This window comes from Vibrio sp. 1151_11, assembly GCF_029478525.1.
In the GTDB taxonomy this organism is placed as follows: Bacteria; Pseudomonadota; Gammaproteobacteria; order Enterobacterales; family Vibrionaceae; genus Vibrio; species Vibrio anguillarum.
Genome location: NZ_SHMN01000032.1, coordinates 1 through 19438, shown reverse-complemented (window position 1 = coordinate 19438; position 19438 = coordinate 1). Strand labels below are relative to the sequence as shown.

Here is a 19438-nt window from a genome sequence, read left to right as displayed (position 1 = left end):
TTTGAATATTGTCTAACCAGACACGCTGCGGAGCGGTAGTTCAGTTGGTTAGAATACCGGCCTGTCACGCCGGGGGTCGCGGGTTCGAGTCCCGTCCGCTCCGCCACTTATTAAGAGCCTCAGCAGTCACGTTGAGGCTTTCTTCAATGAGTAAGATAAAGTTTTAGGGGTGTAGCTCCAACTGGCAGAGCAGCGGATTCCAAATCCGCGTGTTGGGAGTTCGAATCTCTCCACCCCTGCCATCTATCAAGCCTCCGCAGAAATGCTGAGGCTTTTTGCTATCTGTTCACTTCCTCTATGATAGCAATCCGAAAAATTAACTAATTCCGTTTACCTCATCCCTTCGGCACATTTTTGTGGCCAGCTCTCTGTACTCAAGCTGTATCCAAGAAAGCGATCCCGAGCGTGAAATAGCCTTAATTAGATCATATTGTTACTTCAATTGGCATTAAGAGCGGTTTAGCTTATCCATTTACTCAGTAAGTGACGGATGTAACTTTTTGAAAGCACTAGATTATCAGCATAACTTTCCTTGATTATTTTAGTAATTAGGTTCGATTTATTATGCTTAGCGGTTAAAATAACGACGGTTACTTTTAGGAATTCGCTATGGGACAGCTGTCTATTTTAGGTTTTATTGCATTAGGTGGCGCATTTGGCGCATGTGCACGTTATCTAGTTACCGAGCTATGTGTGTTCTTGTTAGGACGCGGGTTTCCTTATGGAACGCTCACCGTTAACGTTGTCGGTTCATTTATTATGGGATTATTGATCGCTGCTTTTGAGAGTGAATTACTTGCAACTGAGCCATGGCGCCAGATTATTGGTTTGGGTTTCTTGGGTGCATTAACCACATTTTCTACATTTTCTATGGATAATGTATTGCTGATGCAGCAAGGAGCCTTTCTGAAAATGGGTGTTAATGTCTTATTAAACGTGGTGCTAAGTATCTCAGCGGCTTGGATAGGTTTCCAGTTGTTGATGAGAAGTTAACGAAATTACAATTTCATCTTGGTTAATGGATAGTCTTTCCCTATAATCGTGACTCAACTTGTCGGAGTGCCATAAGGCTGAGACCGTATTTTCGGGATCCGTTGAACCTGATCAGGCTAATACCTGCGAAGGGAACAAGAGAATATAACCTGCTAGTGATCTATCTAGCGTTATATCCTTAAGATCAAAACTCTATTTTGATCAACTCTTGTGCATTAATCCGTCAAGCATTTATCCCTAGTACAAAAAGGAAGATGCTATGTCGAGTCGCAAACAAGCGAGACTGAAAGCCAAACAATTCATTGACACATTGTCTGTCGAACCCTACCCAAATTCCTCTAAAATCTATATTACTGGTTCACGTTCGGATATCCGCGTGCCAATGCGTGAGATTAAACTAGCTGACAGCTTGGTCGGGGGCACAAAGTCCTCACCGATTTATCAACCGAATGAATCTATATGCGTTTATGACACTTCAGGTGTCTATACCGACCCATCTCATACTATCGACTTATATCAAGGTTTGCCTAAATTAAGGGAAAAATGGATCGCTGAGCGGGATGATACCGAGTGGCTTGATGAGGTCAGTTCTGCTTACACTAAAGAACGTTTATCTGATGATACATTGGACGAACTACGTTATGGGAACTTGCCAGCCATACGCCGAGCAAAGAAAGGGAAGTACGTTACTCAACTTCATTATGCGCGGCAAGGTGTTATCACACCCGAAATGGAATACATTGCCATTCGCGAAAATACGCGACGGGGAGAGTGTATGGATGCACAGCTGAGCCAGCAACATGCAGGGATTCATTTGGGGGCTAATCTACCAAAGCGAATAACTCCTGAGTTTGTGCGTCGTGAAGTTGCCGAAGGACGAGCCATTATCCCGTCGAATATTAACCATCCGGAATCAGAGCCGATGATCATTGGTCGTAATTTTCTCGTCAAAGTGAATGCGAATATCGGTAACTCATCCGTCTCTTCATCAATTGAAGAAGAGGTTGAAAAATTGGTATGGGCAACCCGCTGGGGTGGGGATACCGTGATGGATCTCTCTACTGGGCGTAATATTCACGAAACTCGAGAATGGATTTTGCGTAATAGCCCCGTACCGATTGGCACTGTGCCCATGTATCAAGCATTGGAAAAAGTAAATGGTATTGCGGAGGATTTATCATGGGAAGTAATGCGCGATACCTTACTTGAGCAAGCGGAGCAAGGTGTTGATTACTTTACAATTCATGCTGGTTTATTGCTTCGTTATGTGCCAATGACCGCGAAACGTGTTACTGGCATCGTTTCGCGTGGCGGCTCTATTATCGCTAAATGGTGTTTAGCCCATCATACTGAGAGTTTTCTTTACACTCATTTCCGTGAAATTTGTGAAATTTGCGCCAAGTATGACGTCGCCCTTTCCTTAGGGGATGGACTACGGCCAGGATCCATTGCCGATGCTAACGATGAAGCACAATTTGCAGAGCTGCGCACTTTAGGTGAGTTGACCAAAATAGCGTGGGAATATGATGTACAGGTCATTATTGAAGGCCCTGGCCATATCCCCATGCATTTGATTAAAGAGAATATGGATGAACAATTAAAGCATTGCCATGAAGCGCCATTCTATACCTTGGGCCCATTAACTACCGATATTGCTCCGGGATATGATCACATCACTTCCGGCATTGGCGCTGCGATGATTGGCTGGTATGGTTGCGCGATGCTTTGCTATGTAACACCGAAAGAGCACCTTGGTTTACCAAACAAAGAAGATGTTAAAACGGGTTTAATTACTTATAAATTGGCAGCACATGCTGCAGACCTTGCAAAAGGGCACCCGGGAGCACAAGTGCGCGATAATGCGTTATCGAAAGCACGTTTTGAGTTTCGTTGGGAAGACCAATTTAATCTTGCATTAGACCCAGTTACGGCGCGTGCTTTTCACGATGAAACTCTTCCGCAAGAGTCTGGTAAAGTCGCGCATTTTTGCTCAATGTGCGGGCCGAAATTCTGCTCGATGAAAATCTCTCAAGAGGTTCGAGAGTATGCGTTAGATACCAAGCAAGTTGCTGCTGATGCGCTCATTTCCGTTACGCTGCTAGATGACCCGTTACAAGGCATGAGACAGAAATCACAAGAGTTTAAAGCCGCAGGATCAGAGCTTTATCATCCTGCTGTTAGTCAACGGTCAGTCGTTAGCGAGGAGTAATTAGATGATTCAATTACTTATCCCCCGTGATGACATTGCGTTGACTGCTCAAGTACAACAGGTTTTGCTATTGGCCAAGCATCATGGTTTTGATATCGATGATATTTTTTTGGGTGCCAGCCCAACTTTATATTGTCAATTAGTAACGCCTTCATACTCATCTTTGATTGGCAGCGATTGCTTAGCCTCGTGCGAAGATGCGCTAAGTGTTTTAACTGATAAGCCCAATTTATTCTTGCAATACCAAGTCAATTTTTGCGCTCAAATGCCATTCGATCACTCCCAGAAACGAGAAACTTGTTTGGTCAAAATAGGGCTTACAGCGGCTGACTCACACGATTATGTCGATGAGTGGTATCACGGAGAAGAGCTGCGTCGTATAAGATATTCTACGAATGCTCATGCTGCTGATGCAAAGAGTGAGCACTTTGCTTGGGTTCTATCATTGTTGTGTCTCGACTTTCCACTAGAGGATGCTTTAGTGGTTACTCGCGCGGCAATGAGTGTTTCACGTGAAACATGGCCAACAGATAGCCGATATTTTCCTCAACTACTACATTCATCAGCTGGCATCTTTGCTGACGATAAACAAAATCACATCTGTTTTTCAAAGATAGACAAAAATATTGGCCTTTATCCTGTTGTGGATAGCGCTGAGTGGGTCGAGCGGTTATTGAAGTTTGATGTAAAGACAATCCAACTGCGAATCAAAGATTCAACACGTCTTGATTCCGAATCACAAATTATTGCCGCTATTGAGCTTGGAAAAGCCTACCAAGCACAGGTTTTCATTAATGATCATTGGCAGCTTGCGATAAAGCATGGTGCTTTTGGCGTTCATCTTGGACAAGAAGATCTCACCAATGCCGATTTAGCACAAATTGCTCAAGCTGGGATCTGTTTAGGCATTTCGACTCACGGCTATTATGAGATTCTGAACATCGCTTCACTAAATCCTAGCTATATCGCTTTGGGTCACATATTCCCAACCACCACCAAAATTATGCCCTCTAAGCCACAGGGGCTTGTTAGGTTGAAACTTTACCAGCAGCTAATTGAGAGTTTAAGTCTTGCCGCCAATGCAGATGAAGTTGTAAGTGCAAAAATACCCACAGTTGCAATTGGCGGAATTAACCTAGAGAACGCATTGCAAGTTTGGCAGTGCGATGTATCAGGCTTGGCCGTTGTACGTGCAGTGACAGAAGCAAAATCACCTCAGTTGGTCATTGATAGTTTCAATCGAATCATACAAAACCGATTACCAAGTAGTGCTGAGGAGGTATGTGATTATGCTTTCTGATGCGCAATTTATCCGTTATCAAAGGCAACTTGCGCTCCCTGAAATAGGTGAGGATGGACAGCAATCTTTACTTGATAGCCGAGTGCTGGTTATTGGTTGTGGTGGTTTAGGGTCTGCGGCCGTTTTGTATTTGGCGAGTGCTGGTATTGGACAACTGGTAATAGTGGATGATGACCGAGTTGAAAGCAGCAACTTACCTCGGCAGATGATCTACCGAGAGAGGCAAATTGGTCAAACCAAAGTCGATGCGATGGCAGAACAAATTAAAGCCATCAACCTTGATTGCAGAGTAAGAGCGATATCTAAACGCCTTATTGGTACTCAGCTCGAACTGGAAGTGCTTAATGCTGATGTCGTTCTTGACTGCACGGATAACATCCACAGTCGTCAGCAAATTAACCAGTTGTGCCGCAAACTAATTAAACCATTGATTTCAGGTTCGGCTATTGGATGGAAGGGGCAAGTCATTGCTTTTGATCAACTGCCGTTGTCACCTTGTTATCACTGTTTAGTGCCTGATAGCGAACTGCCTGCCGCGCAGCGTTGTAATGAATTCGGTATTCTGGGGCCTGTCGTCGGAATCATCGGAACCCTGCAAGCTTTACAAGCCATCATGATATTGACTCGACAGACGATGCGTAATGCTAACCAACTGACACTGTTTGATGCTCATTTGTTTCAATTCCAAACCTTAAATGTTGTTAAAGATCCTCAGTGCGAGGTGTGTGGGTACCCACACACTGATCAGATGAAGGGAGAAGCCACATGTCAGATATAACGATCAAGATTAATCAGCAGTTTCATCAAGTTTCAGCGGGAACCAGTATTGCGGATCTCACCAAACTGCTTTCGATCACGATTACCGGTTGCGTGTTTGCCCTGAATCAGAGCGTAGTGCCGCGTAGTGCGTGGTCAACGACCCTATTAAGTGAAGGCGACCAAATATCGCTGTTTCAAGCCATTGCAGGAGGCTAAATGTTAACGATAGCGAATAAACAGTTTGAATCTCGCCTGTTCACTGGTACGGGGAAATTTGCCAACCGAGAGTTAATGACAAAAGCTATTGCCACATCTGGCTCACAAATGGCGACAATGGCATTAAAGCGAGTCGATCTTAACCAATTAAATGATGATATTTTAGCGCCACTTATCGAGTCAGGCGTCCATCTTTTACCCAACACATCGGGTGCGAAAAATGCGAAGGATGCGATTTTTGCAGCTCATTTAGCGCGCGAAGCGTTATCGACATCTTGGCTGAAGTTAGAAATTCATCCCGACCCTAAGTATCTGATGCCTGACCCTATCGAAACGTTAAAAGCAGCGGAACAATTGGTGAAAGATGGATTTACCGTATTGCCTTATTGTCATGCTGACCCCGTGTTGTGTAAGCGTTTAGAGGAGGTGGGGTGCGCGGCCGTAATGCCATTAGGTGCGCCAATTGGATCGAATAAGGGACTGGTCTCACGAGATTTTTTAGAAATCATCATCAACCAAGCTCGTGTACCCGTGATTATTGATGCCGGTATTGGCGCGCCTTCGCATGCGGCTTTTGCGATGGAATTGGGCGCGGATGCTGTCTTAGTTAACACCGCAATTGCGGCCGCGCGCGATCCGATACAAATGGCGTTGGCATTTAAGTTGGCGGTGGAGTCGGGTCGAATGGCTTATGAGGCTGGGCTTGCAACTCAGGTTCATCATGCTATCGCATCCAGCCCTCTAACTGCATTTTTGGATCAATAGCGATGAGCTTTTTAGAACGTTTCAAACAACTCGATTGGGACGATATTGCGTTATCAATCCGTTCCAAAACAGCGTCAGATGTCGAGCGAGCATTGCATAAAGAGAAGCGCGATTTGGAGGATTTTAAGGCATTAATCTCTCCTGCTGCTGAGCCTTATATCGAGCAGTTAGCGCAACTTTCTTACGCACTGACGAGGCAACGCTTTGGCAATACTCTTTCTTTTTATATCCCGCTTTATCTTTCAAATTTGTGTGCCAATGCGTGCACTTATTGTGGATTTTCGATGGAGAATCGCATTAAGCGGCGTACATTAAGTTTGCATGAAGTTGAACGTGAATTGGCAGTTATCAAGCAAATGCAGTTTGATAATGTGTTGTTGGTAACCGGTGAGCATGAAACCAAAGTAGGCATGAACTATTTCCGGCAGATACTGCCGTTGATAAAGCGTGAAGTCAGCTATGTTGCTATGGAGGTTCAACCGCTTCAGCAAGCGCAGTATGCGGAGCTAAAGAGCTTAGGTTTAGATGCGGTAATGGTATATCAAGAGACTTATCATCCATCGACTTACGCTTTACATCATCTGCGAGGCAACAAAATGGATTTTAACTTTCGCCTTGAAACACCGGACCGACTTGCCCGGGCAGGGATTGATAAGATTGGTCTTGGCGCTTTGATTGGCTTGGAAGATTGGCGGGCCGATTGTTTTTACGTGGCCGCTCACCTGGATTATCTTGAAAAGAGATATTGGAAGACGCGCTATTCGATTTCGTTTCCTCGCTTGCGACCTTGTGAAGGTGGTCTGCAACCTAAATCGGTTATGTCTGACAAGCAACTGGTTCAGCTCATCTGTGCATTTCGCTTGCTAAATTCAGAAGTGGAACTCTCGCTTTCTACCCGCGAATCGGCGCACTTTAGGGATAAGCTCATCCCACTTGGGATCACCAGCATATCGGCGGGATCAAAAACACAGCCTGGAGGTTATGCAATGCAAGAGACCGAACTTGAGCAATTTGTGATTAGCGATGAACGTACAGCCGCACAAGTTGCCGCCGCTGTTAAAGGGCAAGGTTTTGAAGTCGTGTGGCGAGATTGGCATGCTGCCTATTCTGGATGAGATTATGGCTTGCACGTTTCACGTGAAACATATGGATGCATTAAAGTATGATGATTTAGCTAATTAAGGTGAGTTCGAGTTAAGAGAATCATAAGTTAAAGTAAAGGCGACTCGAGGTCGCCTTTCATCTTTCTAGGTTAAGTTACTACAGATAAACTACCTACAGCGCATTTGTTTTGTCATGCTGTTGTTTAATCATGCTCAATAGGCAGCGTCGCTTGGCGCAACCACTCTTTGTTATCACCCTCAACGAGTGGACCAACTTGATCCCATACTTTTTGATGGTAGTCATTTAGCCATGTGAGCTCTGGTCGAGTTAACATATTGATGTTGATCGCGCGCTTATCAATCGGGCAACGCGTGAGAGACTCAAACCCCAACACAGAGAAATCACCTTGTGTTTCAACTTCGACCACCAGTTCTAAGTTTTCTATACGAATGCCAAACGCATCGGCACGGTAATAACCGGGCTCGTTCGACAGTACCATACCCGGAAGCAGTGCGACGTTGTTGAAAACTTTGCTGATGCGTTGTGGCCCTTCATGGACACTCAAAAAGTGGCCGACTCCATGACCAGTGCCATGATCATAATCGAAGCCATTAGCCCATAGGTGCTGACGGGCAAGTACATCAAGCTGATGACCACAGGTACCTTTTGGAAAGCGTGCTCTGGCTAATGCAATGTGACCTTTCAGCACTAAAGTGAACTGTTTTTTCATCTCTTCACTGGGGTTACCAATGGCAATGGTACGCGTAATATCAGTCGTACCATCACAATATTGGCCGCCAGAATCGACAAGATAAAGTGAGTCTTGGGCTAATTGTCCTGGTTTTACTTGGTTGATGTGGTTGTAATGGCACATAGCTGCATTACTGCCTGCCGCTGAAATAGTATCAAAACTAAGATCGGCTAGAGTTGGGTCTTCCTCTCTAAATGCTTGTAAGCGGTCAGATAAATAGCCTTCGTCGTGCAGTCTTTGGCTAGCCACTTCATTATCCAACCAAGCAAGAAATTTCGTCATCGCCACACCATCACGCACGTGGCACGCTTTCATTCCAGAGACTTCGGTTGCATTTTTTGCCGCTTTTAGCAGTAAGCACGGATCGGCGTCATTAATGATTTCAGCAGCGGAATTTTGTAAAGTCAGCGTAAACCATGCATTACTGGTAGCAGGATCGATCATCACCTTTTTACCTGCGAGTAAATTAAGCTGCTTTTCTAGTTGATCTGGATGGTGAACGCGAACGCCGCCACCGACATGCTTGTCAAATTCCGCAGGAAGACGAGCAGGGTCAAGGAAGAAATCGACGCTGGAGTCAGCATAAATAATGGTATGGGAAAGTAATACTGGTAATCGGGAAACATCAAGGCCACGGATATTTAGCAGCCAGCAGATGGAATCTAGTTCTGTTAATACTGCCGCATCAATCTTTTTCTTACTCAGCTGATGGGCTATTTGCTCACGCTTATCATGGCTACTGATACCGACGAGTTCATTACCCATCAAGCGCACTACTGAAATTGCAGCGCTAGGACGGTCCTTCCATAACTCATCGATTGGGTTACTGCCGACGGCAATAAGCTGTAACTCATCAGACAATTTTGCCTGTGCTGCTTTAAGCCAGCTTGCTCGATGCATGCGCGGATCAAATCCCACTTTACTACCTGAGACCAATGCGCTTTGGAGCCAATCGAGAACGGGCTCTTCAATCAAGTGACGGTACTCAAAGGTTGCCTCTGGCACTTGTTTACGAACTTGCACTGTATAGCGGCCATCCACAAAAATAGCCGCGTTATCGTGGGTGACCACAGCCGCGCCTGCCGAGCCAGTAAAACCAGTTAACCAATGCAGGCGTTCGTTGTGTTGCGGTACATATTCCCCGAGATATTCATCTTCGTGTGGAATGATGATGGCATCAAGCCCTTGTTGTGTGAGCCAGCCACGTAAGGCTGATACGCGTTGTGCGATTGAATCATGCATCTGTGTTATATCCTTTCTCATAACCGTCCGTTGTAGGTGTAGGGAACTGTGCAAATCCATAGCAAACCCTGACTTTATTATTGTGTCTGTGGGGTTGTGGCGATGGGGACGAGCTTCAATAAGCTACTCTTTTTATCGAACTGGCGCAAACCGCAGCTTCACCTGAGATGCAGTGTTTTGGTTTGGATCATCTGCCTTAACCAGCTCAATGCAGGGTCACTTTCTCTGTCTCTGTGCCAAAATAACGTATAAGCCATAGGTGGAAACTCCATCGGTAATGGCAACACGACGAGATCCATCTGCTTGGCTACTAGGTGGGTGAAGTGGCTCGGCGCGGTAAAGATAAAATCAGTATAAGTACAAAGGCTGGCGGCACTATTAAAATCCGGTACTGTAATTGCGATGTCCCTTTCTCGGCCGATATCCGCCAAGCGATAGTCGAGTAGCCAGCGATCATTACCATCGCAGCGCACTTGTACGTGACGTAGCGATAAATAGCGCTCTAACGTCCAATTGTCTCGTAATGCTGGGTGGTCTTTACGTACCACGCACATTTGGCTATCTCGATAGATCTCTTGCTCACAGATATCACTGGGTGGCAGCATTGTTAATTTGGCATCATTGATATCAATGTCCTTGCCGGTAATGCCTAAATCTAACTCACCAAGCTGCAATTTCTTAAAGGTTTGATCGTTCCATGAGTGAGTGTTGATGTTGAGGTTTGGACCTTGGCTGAAAATAGCGGGCAAAAAATGAGGGAGAATTAATGGGTAGACGCTTTCTACTGCCGCAATATGAAAACGGTATTCACTGCTTTGTGGTGAAAATTGTTGTGGTTGAGTGAGTAGCTCGAGCTGATTGATGAGAGTGTCGAGTTTGGGTTTGAGATAGAGCGCTTGCGGCGTTGCCTTTAAGCCATGTGAATTACGAATAAACAACGGGTCATTAAACTGCTGACGAAGCTTGGCAAGCGATTTACTGACGGCAGATTGACTCAAACAGAGGCGATGGGCGGCGCGCGTTACGTTCAGTTCTTCTAGCAGTACGGACAGACAAACAAGCAAATTAAGATCGATTCTGGCTAATTTTTCTATATTCATCTGTATTTCCATTTGGGAATAATTGTGATGAGTATAAGCCATTTCTATTCATATCATCATTGCTCTATTATAGCCGAGTTGTAAAAGTGTGTTCTTTCTCATTACTGGAGTGTTTCGTGAAGCAAATAACCTCTGACGCGCATAGTAAGCGTCAATTGGCATTACTGATTTTGTTGGTTCTGTTTAGCCCGTTAGCGATTGATATTTATCTACCAGCTTTACCGCAAATTTCTCAAACGTTTCACGTGGAACACGCTTATGCACAAGATACGATTACTTGGTTTCTGTTTGCTATGGGAGTCGGTCAACTCTTTGCTGGCCCGCTAGCGGACAAACTCGGTCGTCGAACTGTTGCATTAGGAGGGATCAGTATTTATGCATTGAGTGCTTGCTTGGCGTGGGCCGCTCAAAGTATTGAATGGATGCTGATGGCTCGGCTACTACAAGGCTTCGGTGCGTGCGCGACATCGGTAGCGGCTTTTGCAACAGTTCGCGATATTTTTGGCCCACAACGTAGCGGCAAAATGATCAGCTACTTAAATGGTGCAATCTGTTTTATTCCTGCATTAGCGCCAATCCTTGGTAGTTGGTTAACTCAGCAATTTGGCTGGCGCAGTAACTTCAGCTTTATGGCTGGTTTTGCCGTGGTCGCGGGTTTAATGATGGTGATTGGTATGAAAGAAACCAACCCGCAAGCCACCGAACAGCAAGCGTTCTTTAAGTTATCGCGTTACTGGTCCGTATTGAAAACACCATCTTTTCTCTTCCATGCTTCATTATGTATGTTAGCGATGGCGGTTATTTTAGCCTATGTCACTTCTGCCCCAGTGGTATTGATGGAAGGTTATGGATTAACCATGAACGAATTTACTTTCTGGTTTGGACTCAATGCCATCATTAATATCGTTGCCTGCCTAAGTGCGCCGAAATTTATGGATAGGTTTGGTACCCATATGGCGCTGGTGGTTGGAATTGGCACGTTATTGATTGCGGGGACTACCATGGTCGCGCTGGCACAACAGAAAACGGCGATTGCCTTTATGCTGCCCATTTTTATGTCATCAATCGGTTTTGCTTGGATTCTGGGAGCGGCCGCAGGAAAAGCACTGGCGCCATTTGGTGACCGTGCGGGAACCGCCGCAGCACTGCTTGGTTTGTTTCAGATGAGTGGTGCTGGCTTGTTAGTTGGCACCATGCAGCGTGTTGGGTTAGAGCCTCAGATATTAATTGCACTGCAAATGTGGCTGATTGCGCCAGCGTTGTTTATCCTGTTTTCTAAAGCAGGGCGTTATTGGCATCAATTAGTGGTGAATTAATAAATTGTCACCTGCTGTTTTATATTCTTTTTAACGGGTGTATATTTAGTCACTTAATTATTTCAATTGCACTTTGGAAACGAAACAACAATGTCAATGACAACCTATGAAATGGCTCGAATTTGGGAACAACTCGACGAGTCTCCAGAAAAGGTCATGTTCGGAAAATTGCTGAATGAATTAGGCAACCAAAGTAGTGAGCGTATTCGCAGTGCCGCCAAACAAGTACCATTACCAGTTCTGCGTGATTTAGTCTTTCAGTTTCAACAAGTGATTGAAGCGCGTAAAGGCGAGCAAGTCGAAATCATGGCGAAAGAATTGGCAAAGCAGGGTATTTCGGCTGAAGAGCTTTTAACTTATCTGAACAAATAATTTATTATCAGTACCGATGTCATAGCCCGGAATTTAGTTTCGGGCTTTTTATTGCGTGGTGTTTGCGGCTTCGGTGATTAAGGATTCACATTTCGGTTAATCGGGTTCTGCAAGGAAATAAGCGTCTCTGTGGATTGCACTTCATCAATAGCCTGTAATTTGTCGATCAGCACAAATTGTAATTCCTCGATCGAGCGGCACATTAGCTTCACAAAAATATTATAGGCTCCTGTGGTGTAATAGGCTTCCACCACTTCATCCAGCGCATTGAGTTTGGCGAGCGCCGAATGGTAGTCTCGCGCGGCATTGAGATTGATACCGATAAAACAACACACGTCATAACCCAATTTTTTGGTATTGACGATCACTTCCGTACCCTGAATGATATCGGCCGATTTCATCTTTTCAATGCGAACATGGATAGTGGCAGGACTAACGTTGAACTGCTTGGCCATTTCTGCGTAGGGCGTGCGTGCATCGTCCATTAAAATTTTTAAAATGGCGCGGTCGAGTTCGTCCAGTTTAGCGGTAGTGGCTTGCATTACAGCATCCTTATCATTGAAATGGTTCGCTCAGTTTATCACTGGTCGTTGTTTCTCGTAAGCCGCCGTTTAAGAAAAGCGATAAGCTTTAGTCACGTCAGTGAAAATTGGGTAAACTCAAGCCTCCTCATTATTTCCTTGGTTTCGGAGTTAACTTGCAGCTACAACTGATTTGCGAAGTTCCTGCTCAGCAAGCACATTTGGATACATTAGCCGCGCGTTGGGGATTAAAACCATGCGCTGAGAGCCCATTTGCCTTGGTATTAACTCAGTATCGTCTTGAGTTGCGTAAACTGGATGAGCCTAAACTCGGCGCTATTTATGTCGATTTAGTCACGGGGGCGGTTGCTCACCGACGTAAATTTGGTGGCGGTAAAGGTCAGTCGATAGCCAAAGCTGCTGGACTAAACAAAGGAGCGACACCGACCGTGTTAGATGCAACGGCCGGGTTAGGTCGTGATGCTTTTGTGTTGGCCTCGCTTGGTTGTAAAGTGCAAATGGTTGAGCGACATCCCGTTGTGGCCGCGCTGCTCGATGATGGTTTAGAGCGTGCCAAGCAAGATGCGGAGATTGGTGGCTGGGTAAGCGAGCGAATGTCGTTACTTCACGCTTCGAGTCATGATGCGCTCGAAAAACTTGCGCAAGATGAAGATTTTGTAAAGCCAGATGTGGTGTATCTTGACCCCATGTACCCGCACCCGGAAAGTAAAAAACAAACGGCTTTGGTAAAAAAGGAGATGCGCGTCTTTCAATCGCTGGTGGGCGCTGACTTGGATGCTGATGCATTATTAAACCCAGCCTTAAGTTTGGCGACCAAACGCGTGGTGGTGAAGCGTCCTGACTATGCCGATTGGTTAGACAAACAGAAGCCGAGTATGGCGATTGAAACCAAGAAAAATCGTTTTGATGTGTATGTGAAAGCGGCGATGATCTAACGCATTCAATACGTTAGCTTTGGCGAGAAAATCTCGTGGCCCATAGATGTAATTTAGTGCTTGCTTAATCGTGTTTGGAATTGTATATCTAACTAATAATTATTCCTATTCGTGATCGAGGCGTACATGAATAAGCGTTTATGCAAATTGAACCGACACGATATTACTAGCCAGCTTGGGGATATCCATCAGATTGTGGCTGCGCCAAAATTTCTTTGTCGCTCATGTGCTCGTTCATCATCGGATAAAAACACGCTGTGTAAGCCTGCTGCTATTCCGAGTGCATCGACAAAGCTTGTTTCGGAAGGGAAGAAACAACTGCGCTCTGGTACGTCAAATGGCATGACGGACAAAGGTAAAAAGGCCGCCAAGCGATCGGAAAAACAGAACAAGAAAGCGTTAAAAAAACAAAAAAAAGTACTGAAGAAGTTAGAAAAAGTGCTGAAACAGCAGCAAAAACTGTTAAAGAAACATCCTGCATTACAAGTAAAGTTTGCCGATGTGAATCAACGAATTTCTTCGGTTAGTGAACGTTCACTACAACGGCAGATTCACTAAAAACAGATAGTTTACTAAAAATAGATGGTTTACTGAAAACAGATGGTGAGTTAAACCGAGCCACGATAGCCCCTTTTTCAACAACAAAGCCCGCGATGATTGCGGGCTTTGTTGTTTTTAACACTCAACCTGATTCAGTGAGTACGGCTGGCAGCGACTTTGCGCTTTACCCAAGTTTCATTGACCCACAGTGAGAGCAAAATGATCACGCCGCCAATTGCAAGGCGCATTAAATCTACGTCGCGATTCCAAATCAGAATGTTCACCACTAATCCGGCGGGAACCAGCGCATTATTCATAATCGCTAATGCGCCGGCATTGACTAAACAGGCTCCTTTGTTCCACACGAAGTAACCAAGCCCAGAAGCAATTACCCCTAAGTAGATCAAAATACCCCATTGCAAAGAGGTAGTGGGCAGTTTTTCACTATTACCAAACAGTAAAAATGCCACGCTTGCTACCACCAATGCACCTAAGTAGAAATAACCGAATACGCTGTGTTGCGCTAAAGTGATGGTCTCTTTTTCCATGACGTATTTATAAGCCACTTGGCCGATAGCAAAACAGAGGTTAGCCCCTTGCACCACCAAAAAACCCAGCAAAAAGTGCTCGTTTATTGCTGCAAATTTAATAAAAACGGCACCGATTACGGCAATGGCCGCCGTCACTAAGTACCACGGAGAAAAGCGGCCTTTCAGTAGATCGTAGATCAGCGTGACGTAGATTGGTGTAAACACCGTAAACAGCAAAACTTCAGGAACCGATAGCAGTAAAAATGATTGATAGTAGAAACAGTACATCAGGCCCAGTTGGATTCCACCAATGGTCATCAACTTAGCGATCAACGGAGCGGGAACGGTTTTAAACCTGATCAAAGGTAGAAATACTAAGCTCGCTAATGCAACGCGCATCCAAACCGCGAACCAAGAATCAACTTGACCGGCGAGATAAACGCCGATCAAGCTAAATGAAAATGCCCAAAGTAGGGTGACTGCAGAGAGATAGGCCATAACAAACAACGCTGAACAGTAAATAACCTGCAGTCTAACCGAGTTTTGGCTTGTCGTCAGTCGTGAAGTGGTATTACAAGCATGTCGACTGGCGAACAGTTAATCAGTTGCCGAGTGGATGAGAGTAACTTGCTCCAAAAATCTTGATGATGACCGCAGACCACCAAATCAACACTGAATTCAGCGATGGTTTCGCAGAGCTCATTACTGAGGTCGCCGCTGCCTACTAGTGTATGGCGGATAGGGTATTGCGCGTGTTCCGCTAAGGCTTGCAGCTGCTTTTGTGACGCTTCCATCGCGTGATGTTGAGTTTCTGCTAAATTGATATCAATGAGTCCGGTATACAGCTCGGCATAGTTGACATCAATGTGAATGAAAGAAACGTCAGCATCGAGTGGTTTTGCCAGTGCAACAGCTTTGTCGACTAAGAGTTTACTGTCTTCTGAAAGATCAATGGCAACCAAAATATGTTGATAACTCATTGTATTATCTCCTGATGGGGTACTGATTAAAGATTAGCACTGAGGCCGAGAGTTTTTTGTCGTCGTGATCTCATATCCGCATACCTGACTCAAAGTGTTATGGTGAGGTTCATGGTATAGTCAATTCAAATCGTTACATAAACTAGGAGTCGACATGTTGTCACAAGCTATGGTTGAAAAACTGAATGAACAAATTAATCTGGAATTTTTTTCATCCAATCTATACTTACAAATGAGTGCTTGGTGTGAAGATAAAGGATTTGAAGGTGCTGCCGAGTTTTTACGCGCTCATGCCGTAGAAGAAATGCAGCACATGCAGCGTTTATTCACCTACGTGAGTGAAACGGGTGCACTGCCTATCCTTGGTGCGATCGCAGCGCCAAAACATAAGTTTACGAGCCTTGGTGAAGTGTTTCGCGAAACTTATCAACATGAGCAGATGATTACTCAGCAGATTAATAAACTCGCTCATGCGGCGTTCACATCTCAAGACTACTCAACGTTTAACTTCCTTCAGTGGTACGTTGCGGAGCAACATGAAGAAGAGAAGTTGTTTAAAGGGATTTTAGATAAGCTAGAGCTTGTGGGTGATGATGGTAAGGCGCTGTTCTTCATCGACAAAGACCTAGCCGCAATGGCAAAAGCCGGCTCATCTTCTGTAATGGATACCCAAGCTGTGTAATCGCAGCAGAAAGAGTATGAAGCGATCGTCTTTTTCTTTGGGTTCTATGCAAAGGTGTAGGGAGGAAAAGATGATCACTGGGGATACAATTTTATTTGCGCTAATGCTGGTCACTGGGGTTAACCTAGTCAGGTATCTTACGGCGCTACGCTCACTTATTTACATCATGCGTGAAGCTCATCCATTGCTTTATCAACAAGTGGATGGCGGTGGCTTTTTTACCACTCACGGTAATGTCACCAAGCAGGTTCGTCTTTTCCACTATTTGAAAGGTAAAGAGTATCACCATCACCACGATCCCCTATTTACGGGCAAGTGTGATCGCGTTAGAGCGCTGTTTATCTTGTCGATGTCATTGCTGGCGGTGACAACCTTCGCGGCTTGTATCGTATAACTGAGCCAGTCATTGTATTGATTAAAGGAGCTATCGTGCTCCTTTTTTATCGTCTGTATAAAGTCATCTACTTATTTCTTCACTATTATGCATCTTCATTGTGCGGCGACTATTATTAGCAAGAGCAATCGAAAGGAGAAAAATAATGGATGAAAAAGCACTGCTCGCACGTTTGAATGAGTTACCTCGTATTCAACAAGTATTACAAGAACTACTCGAAATGGTTAATAAGGAAGAGGTCGATTTTGGTGCGATCACAAAAAAAATTGCCATGGAACAAGTGTTGAGTGCGCGGCTGCTTCGCCTTGCAAATTCGGCACATTTTGGCGGAAGCCGGACAGTGGCCTCTATCAATGATGCGGTGATTCGTGTCGGAAGTGGCTCGGTGAGAACTATGGTGGTGGCATCGGTATTATCCAGTGCTTTTCCTAAAATTGACACCTTGGATCTGCAGCAATATTGGTCCGATACCTTTGAAATTGCCATTATCGCCAGCAAACTGGGGGCCGCTTGTAAACTCGATGCCAATAGCGTTTTTACTACCGGAATATTGCACAACATTGGCCAATTGATGATCCACACATTAGCGCCGCAAGAAGCGTTGAAAATTCGCCTTTGTGTTGATGCTGGTGAAGTTGAACTAGAAGCACAACAGCAAATCATCCATACCGATGCGAATGTACTGGGGGCGAAGCTAGCCAAAGCTTGGAAGTTTCCTGATGAGATGGTCGATGCGATCGCCTACTCTGCGCAGCCAGAAAAAGCGCAGCTTTCACCAAAACTTGCCCGTGTATTGCATTTTGCCCGTGATATCCACCATCAATGGGATATCCTGACCGAAAAAGAAAAACGCTTATTTCTGGCTGAGCACCCAGATGCTCGTGTGCTGGCAATATCTGCCACATTTGCTGAAACAATTGACGCCGTTCGCGGAAAAGGGCGCGAGCTTGCCGAGCAGCTCGTCTAATACCGTCGCTGGTGGATTAACCTTGTCTTCACTCAATTAGTCGTTAAAATGTCCCCCATTGATAAGGATGTACGCTACTAGCGCTGCATCCTTTTTGTTTGTCATTAGGTGCGTGTGCGTCTAGTTAAATGAAGGTGAAAGCATGAGTCAGTCGTTTGATGTTGTCGTTATTGGTGCTGGCGCCGCCGGGCTAATGTGCGCCGCGCAAGCTGGCCTGCGCGGGCGCAGCGTATGCGTTCTCGATCATGCCAAAAAGCCTGGCCGTAAAATTTTGATCTCAGGTGGCGGTCGCTGTAATTTCACCAATTATGAACTATCGGCCGCCAACTACTTATGCCGCAACCCTCATTTCGTTAAATCAGCGTTATCGCAGTACAGCCAGTGGGACTTTATCTCGCTGGTCAGTAAATACAATATTGCGTTTGAAGAGCGCGATCATGGCCAGCTCTTTTGCCTTGATTCGGCGAAGGACATCGTCAATATGTTGCTAAAAGAGTGCGATTTACCGACGGTCAAGCAGCGTTATCAAGTCGAGATTCAATCGATAGATAAGGTGCCAAACGGCTTTCAGCTCACCACCAATGACGGGCCTATCCAATGCCAGTCACTGGTGGTCGCAACGGGTGGCTTGTCGATGCCCAAGCTTGGTGCGACTCCTTTTGGTTACAAAATTGCAGAGCAGTTTGGACTGGCGGTGATCCCAACCACGGCCGGGCTCGTGCCTTTTACACTGCATAAACAAGATAAAGAAGATTTCGCCGAACTGGCTGGCATTGCCATTCCAACTGAAATCACTACTGAAGATGGCACTGTGTTTAAAGAAGCACTGCTGTTTACTCATCGTGGTTTATCTGGGCCGGCGGTGTTGCAAATTTCTTCTTACTGGAAAGCGGGGCAGAAGGTTAGTATCAACTTAGTGCCGGAAGTAGACATCGAGCGGTTATTGAATGAATCACGTGAAGCACACCCAAATCAAAGCTTAAAAAACACACTCGCGAAAGTACTGCCTAAGCGTTTGGTTGAAGTGCTGATTGAGCGTAAAGCTTTTGTCGATAAACCGCTCAAACAGTTAAACCCACACGAAATAACCGTTATCGCACACGACTTACAACATTGGCCGATTCTTCCCAATGGTACTGAAGGTTATCGCACAGCCGAAGTCACATTAGGTGGCGTAGACACCGATTGCCTCTCATCGAAAACCATGGAATGCAAATCGGTTCCGGGCCTCTATTTTATTGGTGAGGTAATGGATGTAACGGGCTGGCTTGGCGGCTATAATTTCCAATGGTGTTGGTCAAGCGGCTATGTCGCCGGACAGTGGGTGTAATTCATGTTTTGGAACAATAAAGTTTGTACACTAGGCTATAATATACTTTATCGAATTGGGTAGAGTATATGTTGTGGCTAGACAAAGAAAACTTGAAAAGCTCGCTGATTTCAAGCGGGCTTTAAAACAAAAATATGGCTTAGGTGAAGGAGCTAATTACACTCCTTGGGTAAGAGTTCAGGATGTTAAGTCTCATGGTCACAGCGGTAAGATTGACGGAATAAAATCGGGACGAACTCACCATACCTTATCTGAGCAAGAGACATGCTTTTTCTATTTAGCTGAGTGATCCGCACCACCAGTTTTGGACACCTAATTAAGTGAGTACAATCACTAATGAGGTGAACCATGACAAACAAGAAAAAACGTATTCTCCATTCTGCTGAATTTAAAGCAGAAGCACTGAAGCTA

The 19438-nt window shown here is 45.1% G+C and carries 20 protein-coding genes, 2 tRNA genes, 1 pseudogene and 1 riboswitch; of the genes and pseudogenes, 18 read left to right on the top strand and 5 right to left on the bottom strand.

Annotated features, from left to right (window positions below):
- Positions 1-29 precede the first annotated feature (29 nt).
- The 9 genes from EXZ60_RS16980 to thiH all read left to right on the top strand — a co-directional run bounded on the left by EXZ60_RS16980 (position 30) and on the right by thiH (position 7357).
- Positions 30-106 (top strand) — tRNA-Asp (locus EXZ60_RS16980).
- A gap of 59 nt (positions 107-165) precedes the next feature.
- Positions 166-242, top strand: a tRNA-Trp gene (locus tag EXZ60_RS16975).
- 367 nt (positions 243-609) lie between these two features.
- On the top strand, positions 610-993 hold the full coding sequence (gene crcB / locus EXZ60_RS16970) for a fluoride efflux transporter CrcB (RefSeq protein ID WP_013855606.1): 384 nt from the start codon (positions 610-612) through the stop codon (positions 991-993).
- A 52-nt stretch (positions 994-1045) separates the two neighbouring features.
- A riboswitch (TPP riboswitch) is annotated at positions 1046-1144 on the top strand.
- Between the two features lie 108 nt (positions 1145-1252).
- On the top strand, positions 1253-3202 hold the full coding sequence (thiC, locus tag EXZ60_RS16965; protein WP_277436021.1) for a phosphomethylpyrimidine synthase ThiC: 1950 nt from the start codon (positions 1253-1255) through the stop codon (positions 3200-3202).
- A 4-nt stretch (positions 3203-3206) separates the two neighbouring features.
- Positions 3207-4502, top strand: coding sequence for a thiamine phosphate synthase (gene thiE / locus EXZ60_RS16960; protein WP_277436020.1), 1296 nt, complete (start codon positions 3207-3209; stop codon positions 4500-4502).
- The gene (locus tag EXZ60_RS16955; protein ID WP_277436022.1) at positions 4492-5280 is read left to right on the top strand and encodes a HesA/MoeB/ThiF family protein; all 789 of its coding nucleotides are present in this window, start codon (positions 4492-4494) and stop codon (positions 5278-5280) included. Before thiE ends, EXZ60_RS16955 begins: the two co-directional genes overlap by 11 nt.
- Positions 5268-5477: a sulfur carrier protein ThiS gene (gene thiS / locus EXZ60_RS16950; protein WP_010319419.1), complete on the top strand. Its 210-nt coding sequence runs from the start codon at positions 5268-5270 to the stop codon at positions 5475-5477. Before EXZ60_RS16955 ends, thiS begins: the two co-directional genes overlap by 13 nt.
- The gene (locus EXZ60_RS16945) at positions 5478-6242 is read left to right on the top strand and encodes a thiazole synthase (protein WP_277436019.1); all 765 of its coding nucleotides are present in this window, start codon (positions 5478-5480) and stop codon (positions 6240-6242) included.
- A gap of 2 nt (positions 6243-6244) precedes the next feature.
- The gene (gene thiH / locus EXZ60_RS16940) at positions 6245-7357 is read left to right on the top strand and encodes a 2-iminoacetate synthase ThiH (RefSeq protein ID WP_088721462.1); all 1113 of its coding nucleotides are present in this window, start codon (positions 6245-6247) and stop codon (positions 7355-7357) included.
- A gap of 191 nt (positions 7358-7548) precedes the next feature.
- Here thiH and EXZ60_RS16935 read toward each other — a convergent pair whose 3' ends face one another.
- Both EXZ60_RS16935 and EXZ60_RS16930 read right to left on the bottom strand, forming a co-directional pair.
- Positions 7549-9339 (bottom strand): aminopeptidase P family protein, encoded by a 1791-nt coding sequence (locus EXZ60_RS16935; RefSeq protein WP_277436018.1) that lies wholly within the window; start codon positions 9337-9339, stop codon positions 7549-7551.
- Between the two features lie 158 nt (positions 9340-9497).
- A complete protein-coding gene (locus tag EXZ60_RS16930; protein WP_026027502.1) occupies positions 9498-10439 on the bottom strand; it encodes a LysR family transcriptional regulator in 942 nt (313 codons plus the stop codon).
- Positions 10440-10555: 116 nt separating this feature from the next.
- Between EXZ60_RS16930 and EXZ60_RS16925 the strand changes: the two genes are divergently transcribed.
- Positions 10556-11755: a multidrug effflux MFS transporter gene (locus EXZ60_RS16925; protein ID WP_277436017.1), complete on the top strand. Its 1200-nt coding sequence runs from the start codon at positions 10556-10558 to the stop codon at positions 11753-11755.
- Positions 11756-11845: 90 nt separating this feature from the next.
- The gene (locus EXZ60_RS16920) at positions 11846-12127 is read left to right on the top strand and encodes a hypothetical protein (RefSeq protein ID WP_017044523.1); all 282 of its coding nucleotides are present in this window, start codon (positions 11846-11848) and stop codon (positions 12125-12127) included.
- A gap of 77 nt (positions 12128-12204) precedes the next feature.
- Here EXZ60_RS16920 and asnC read toward each other — a convergent pair whose 3' ends face one another.
- On the bottom strand, positions 12205-12669 hold the full coding sequence (gene asnC / locus EXZ60_RS16915) for a transcriptional regulator AsnC (RefSeq protein ID WP_010319577.1): 465 nt from the start codon (positions 12667-12669) through the stop codon (positions 12205-12207).
- A 155-nt stretch (positions 12670-12824) separates the two neighbouring features.
- Here asnC and EXZ60_RS16910 point away from each other — a divergent pair, with 155 nt between their 5' ends.
- The gene (locus EXZ60_RS16910; RefSeq protein ID WP_010319578.1) at positions 12825-13604 is read left to right on the top strand and encodes a class I SAM-dependent methyltransferase; all 780 of its coding nucleotides are present in this window, start codon (positions 12825-12827) and stop codon (positions 13602-13604) included.
- 111 nt (positions 13605-13715) lie between these two features.
- A complete protein-coding gene (locus EXZ60_RS16905; protein WP_013855620.1) occupies positions 13716-14162 on the top strand; it encodes a hypothetical protein in 447 nt (148 codons plus the stop codon).
- A 134-nt stretch (positions 14163-14296) separates the two neighbouring features.
- Here EXZ60_RS16905 and EXZ60_RS16900 read toward each other — a convergent pair whose 3' ends face one another.
- Together EXZ60_RS16900 and EXZ60_RS16895 are read right to left on the bottom strand one after the other, a co-directional pair.
- Entirely contained in the window at positions 14297-15172 is an 876-nt protein-coding gene (locus tag EXZ60_RS16900) for a carboxylate/amino acid/amine transporter (protein ID WP_026028509.1), read from the bottom strand.
- 56 nt (positions 15173-15228) lie between these two features.
- A complete protein-coding gene (locus EXZ60_RS16895) occupies positions 15229-15654 on the bottom strand; it encodes a universal stress protein (protein ID WP_010319581.1) in 426 nt (141 codons plus the stop codon).
- A 154-nt stretch (positions 15655-15808) separates the two neighbouring features.
- Here EXZ60_RS16895 and ftnA point away from each other — a divergent pair, with 154 nt between their 5' ends.
- From ftnA to EXZ60_RS19215, 5 genes and pseudogenes are all read left to right on the top strand, one after another.
- Entirely contained in the window at positions 15809-16336 is a 528-nt protein-coding gene (gene ftnA, locus EXZ60_RS16890; RefSeq protein WP_013855622.1) for a non-heme ferritin, read from the top strand.
- Positions 16337-16406: 70 nt separating this feature from the next.
- Positions 16407-16730 carry a universal stress protein UspB gene (gene uspB, locus EXZ60_RS16885; RefSeq protein WP_010319583.1) on the top strand — a complete coding sequence of 108 codons (324 nt, stop codon included), beginning with the start codon at positions 16407-16409 and terminating at the stop codon, positions 16728-16730.
- Positions 16731-16875: 145 nt separating this feature from the next.
- The gene (locus EXZ60_RS16880) at positions 16876-17697 is read left to right on the top strand and encodes an HDOD domain-containing protein (protein WP_172859035.1); all 822 of its coding nucleotides are present in this window, start codon (positions 16876-16878) and stop codon (positions 17695-17697) included.
- Between the two features lie 142 nt (positions 17698-17839).
- Positions 17840-19027, top strand: a complete 1188-nt coding sequence (locus tag EXZ60_RS16875) for an NAD(P)/FAD-dependent oxidoreductase (protein ID WP_096036764.1) — start codon at positions 17840-17842, stop codon at positions 19025-19027.
- Positions 19028-19100: 73 nt separating this feature from the next.
- Positions 19101-19313, top strand: a pseudogene (locus EXZ60_RS19215) (heteromeric transposase endonuclease subunit TnsA); the annotation flags it as partial.
- Positions 19314-19438: the final 125 nt, after the last annotated feature.

Excerpts from the sequence above, each read along its gene's own strand:
- crcB (WP_013855606.1), top strand. The coding sequence starts at position 610 with ATGGGACAGCTGTCTATTTTAGGTTTTATTGCATTAGGTGGCGCATTT.
- thiC (WP_277436021.1), top strand. The coding sequence starts at position 1,253 with ATGTCGAGTCGCAAACAAGCGAGACTGAAAGCCAAACAATTCATTGAC.
- thiE (WP_277436020.1), top strand. The coding sequence starts at position 3,207 with ATGATTCAATTACTTATCCCCCGTGATGACATTGCGTTGACTGCTCAA.
- EXZ60_RS16955 (WP_277436022.1), top strand. The coding sequence starts at position 4,492 with ATGCTTTCTGATGCGCAATTTATCCGTTATCAAAGGCAACTTGCGCTC.
- thiS (WP_010319419.1), top strand. The coding sequence starts at position 5,268 with ATGTCAGATATAACGATCAAGATTAATCAGCAGTTTCATCAAGTTTCA.
- EXZ60_RS16945 (WP_277436019.1), top strand. The coding sequence starts at position 5,478 with ATGTTAACGATAGCGAATAAACAGTTTGAATCTCGCCTGTTCACTGGT.
- thiH (WP_088721462.1), top strand. The coding sequence starts at position 6,245 with ATGAGCTTTTTAGAACGTTTCAAACAACTCGATTGGGACGATATTGCG.
- EXZ60_RS16935 (WP_277436018.1), bottom strand. The coding sequence starts at position 9,339 with ATGCATGATTCAATCGCACAACGCGTATCAGCCTTACGTGGCTGGCTC.
- EXZ60_RS16930 (WP_026027502.1), bottom strand. The coding sequence starts at position 10,439 with ATGAATATAGAAAAATTAGCCAGAATCGATCTTAATTTGCTTGTTTGT.
- EXZ60_RS16920 (WP_017044523.1), top strand. The coding sequence starts at position 11,846 with ATGTCAATGACAACCTATGAAATGGCTCGAATTTGGGAACAACTCGAC.
- asnC (WP_010319577.1), bottom strand. The coding sequence starts at position 12,669 with ATGCAAGCCACTACCGCTAAACTGGACGAACTCGACCGCGCCATTTTA.
- EXZ60_RS16900 (WP_026028509.1), bottom strand. The coding sequence starts at position 15,172 with ATGGCCTATCTCTCTGCAGTCACCCTACTTTGGGCATTTTCATTTAGC.
- EXZ60_RS16895 (WP_010319581.1), bottom strand. The coding sequence starts at position 15,654 with ATGAGTTATCAACATATTTTGGTTGCCATTGATCTTTCAGAAGACAGT.
- ftnA (WP_013855622.1), top strand. The coding sequence starts at position 15,809 with ATGTTGTCACAAGCTATGGTTGAAAAACTGAATGAACAAATTAATCTG.
- uspB (WP_010319583.1), top strand. The coding sequence starts at position 16,407 with ATGATCACTGGGGATACAATTTTATTTGCGCTAATGCTGGTCACTGGG.
- EXZ60_RS16880 (WP_172859035.1), top strand. The coding sequence starts at position 16,876 with ATGGATGAAAAAGCACTGCTCGCACGTTTGAATGAGTTACCTCGTATT.
- EXZ60_RS16875 (WP_096036764.1), top strand. The coding sequence starts at position 17,840 with ATGAGTCAGTCGTTTGATGTTGTCGTTATTGGTGCTGGCGCCGCCGGG.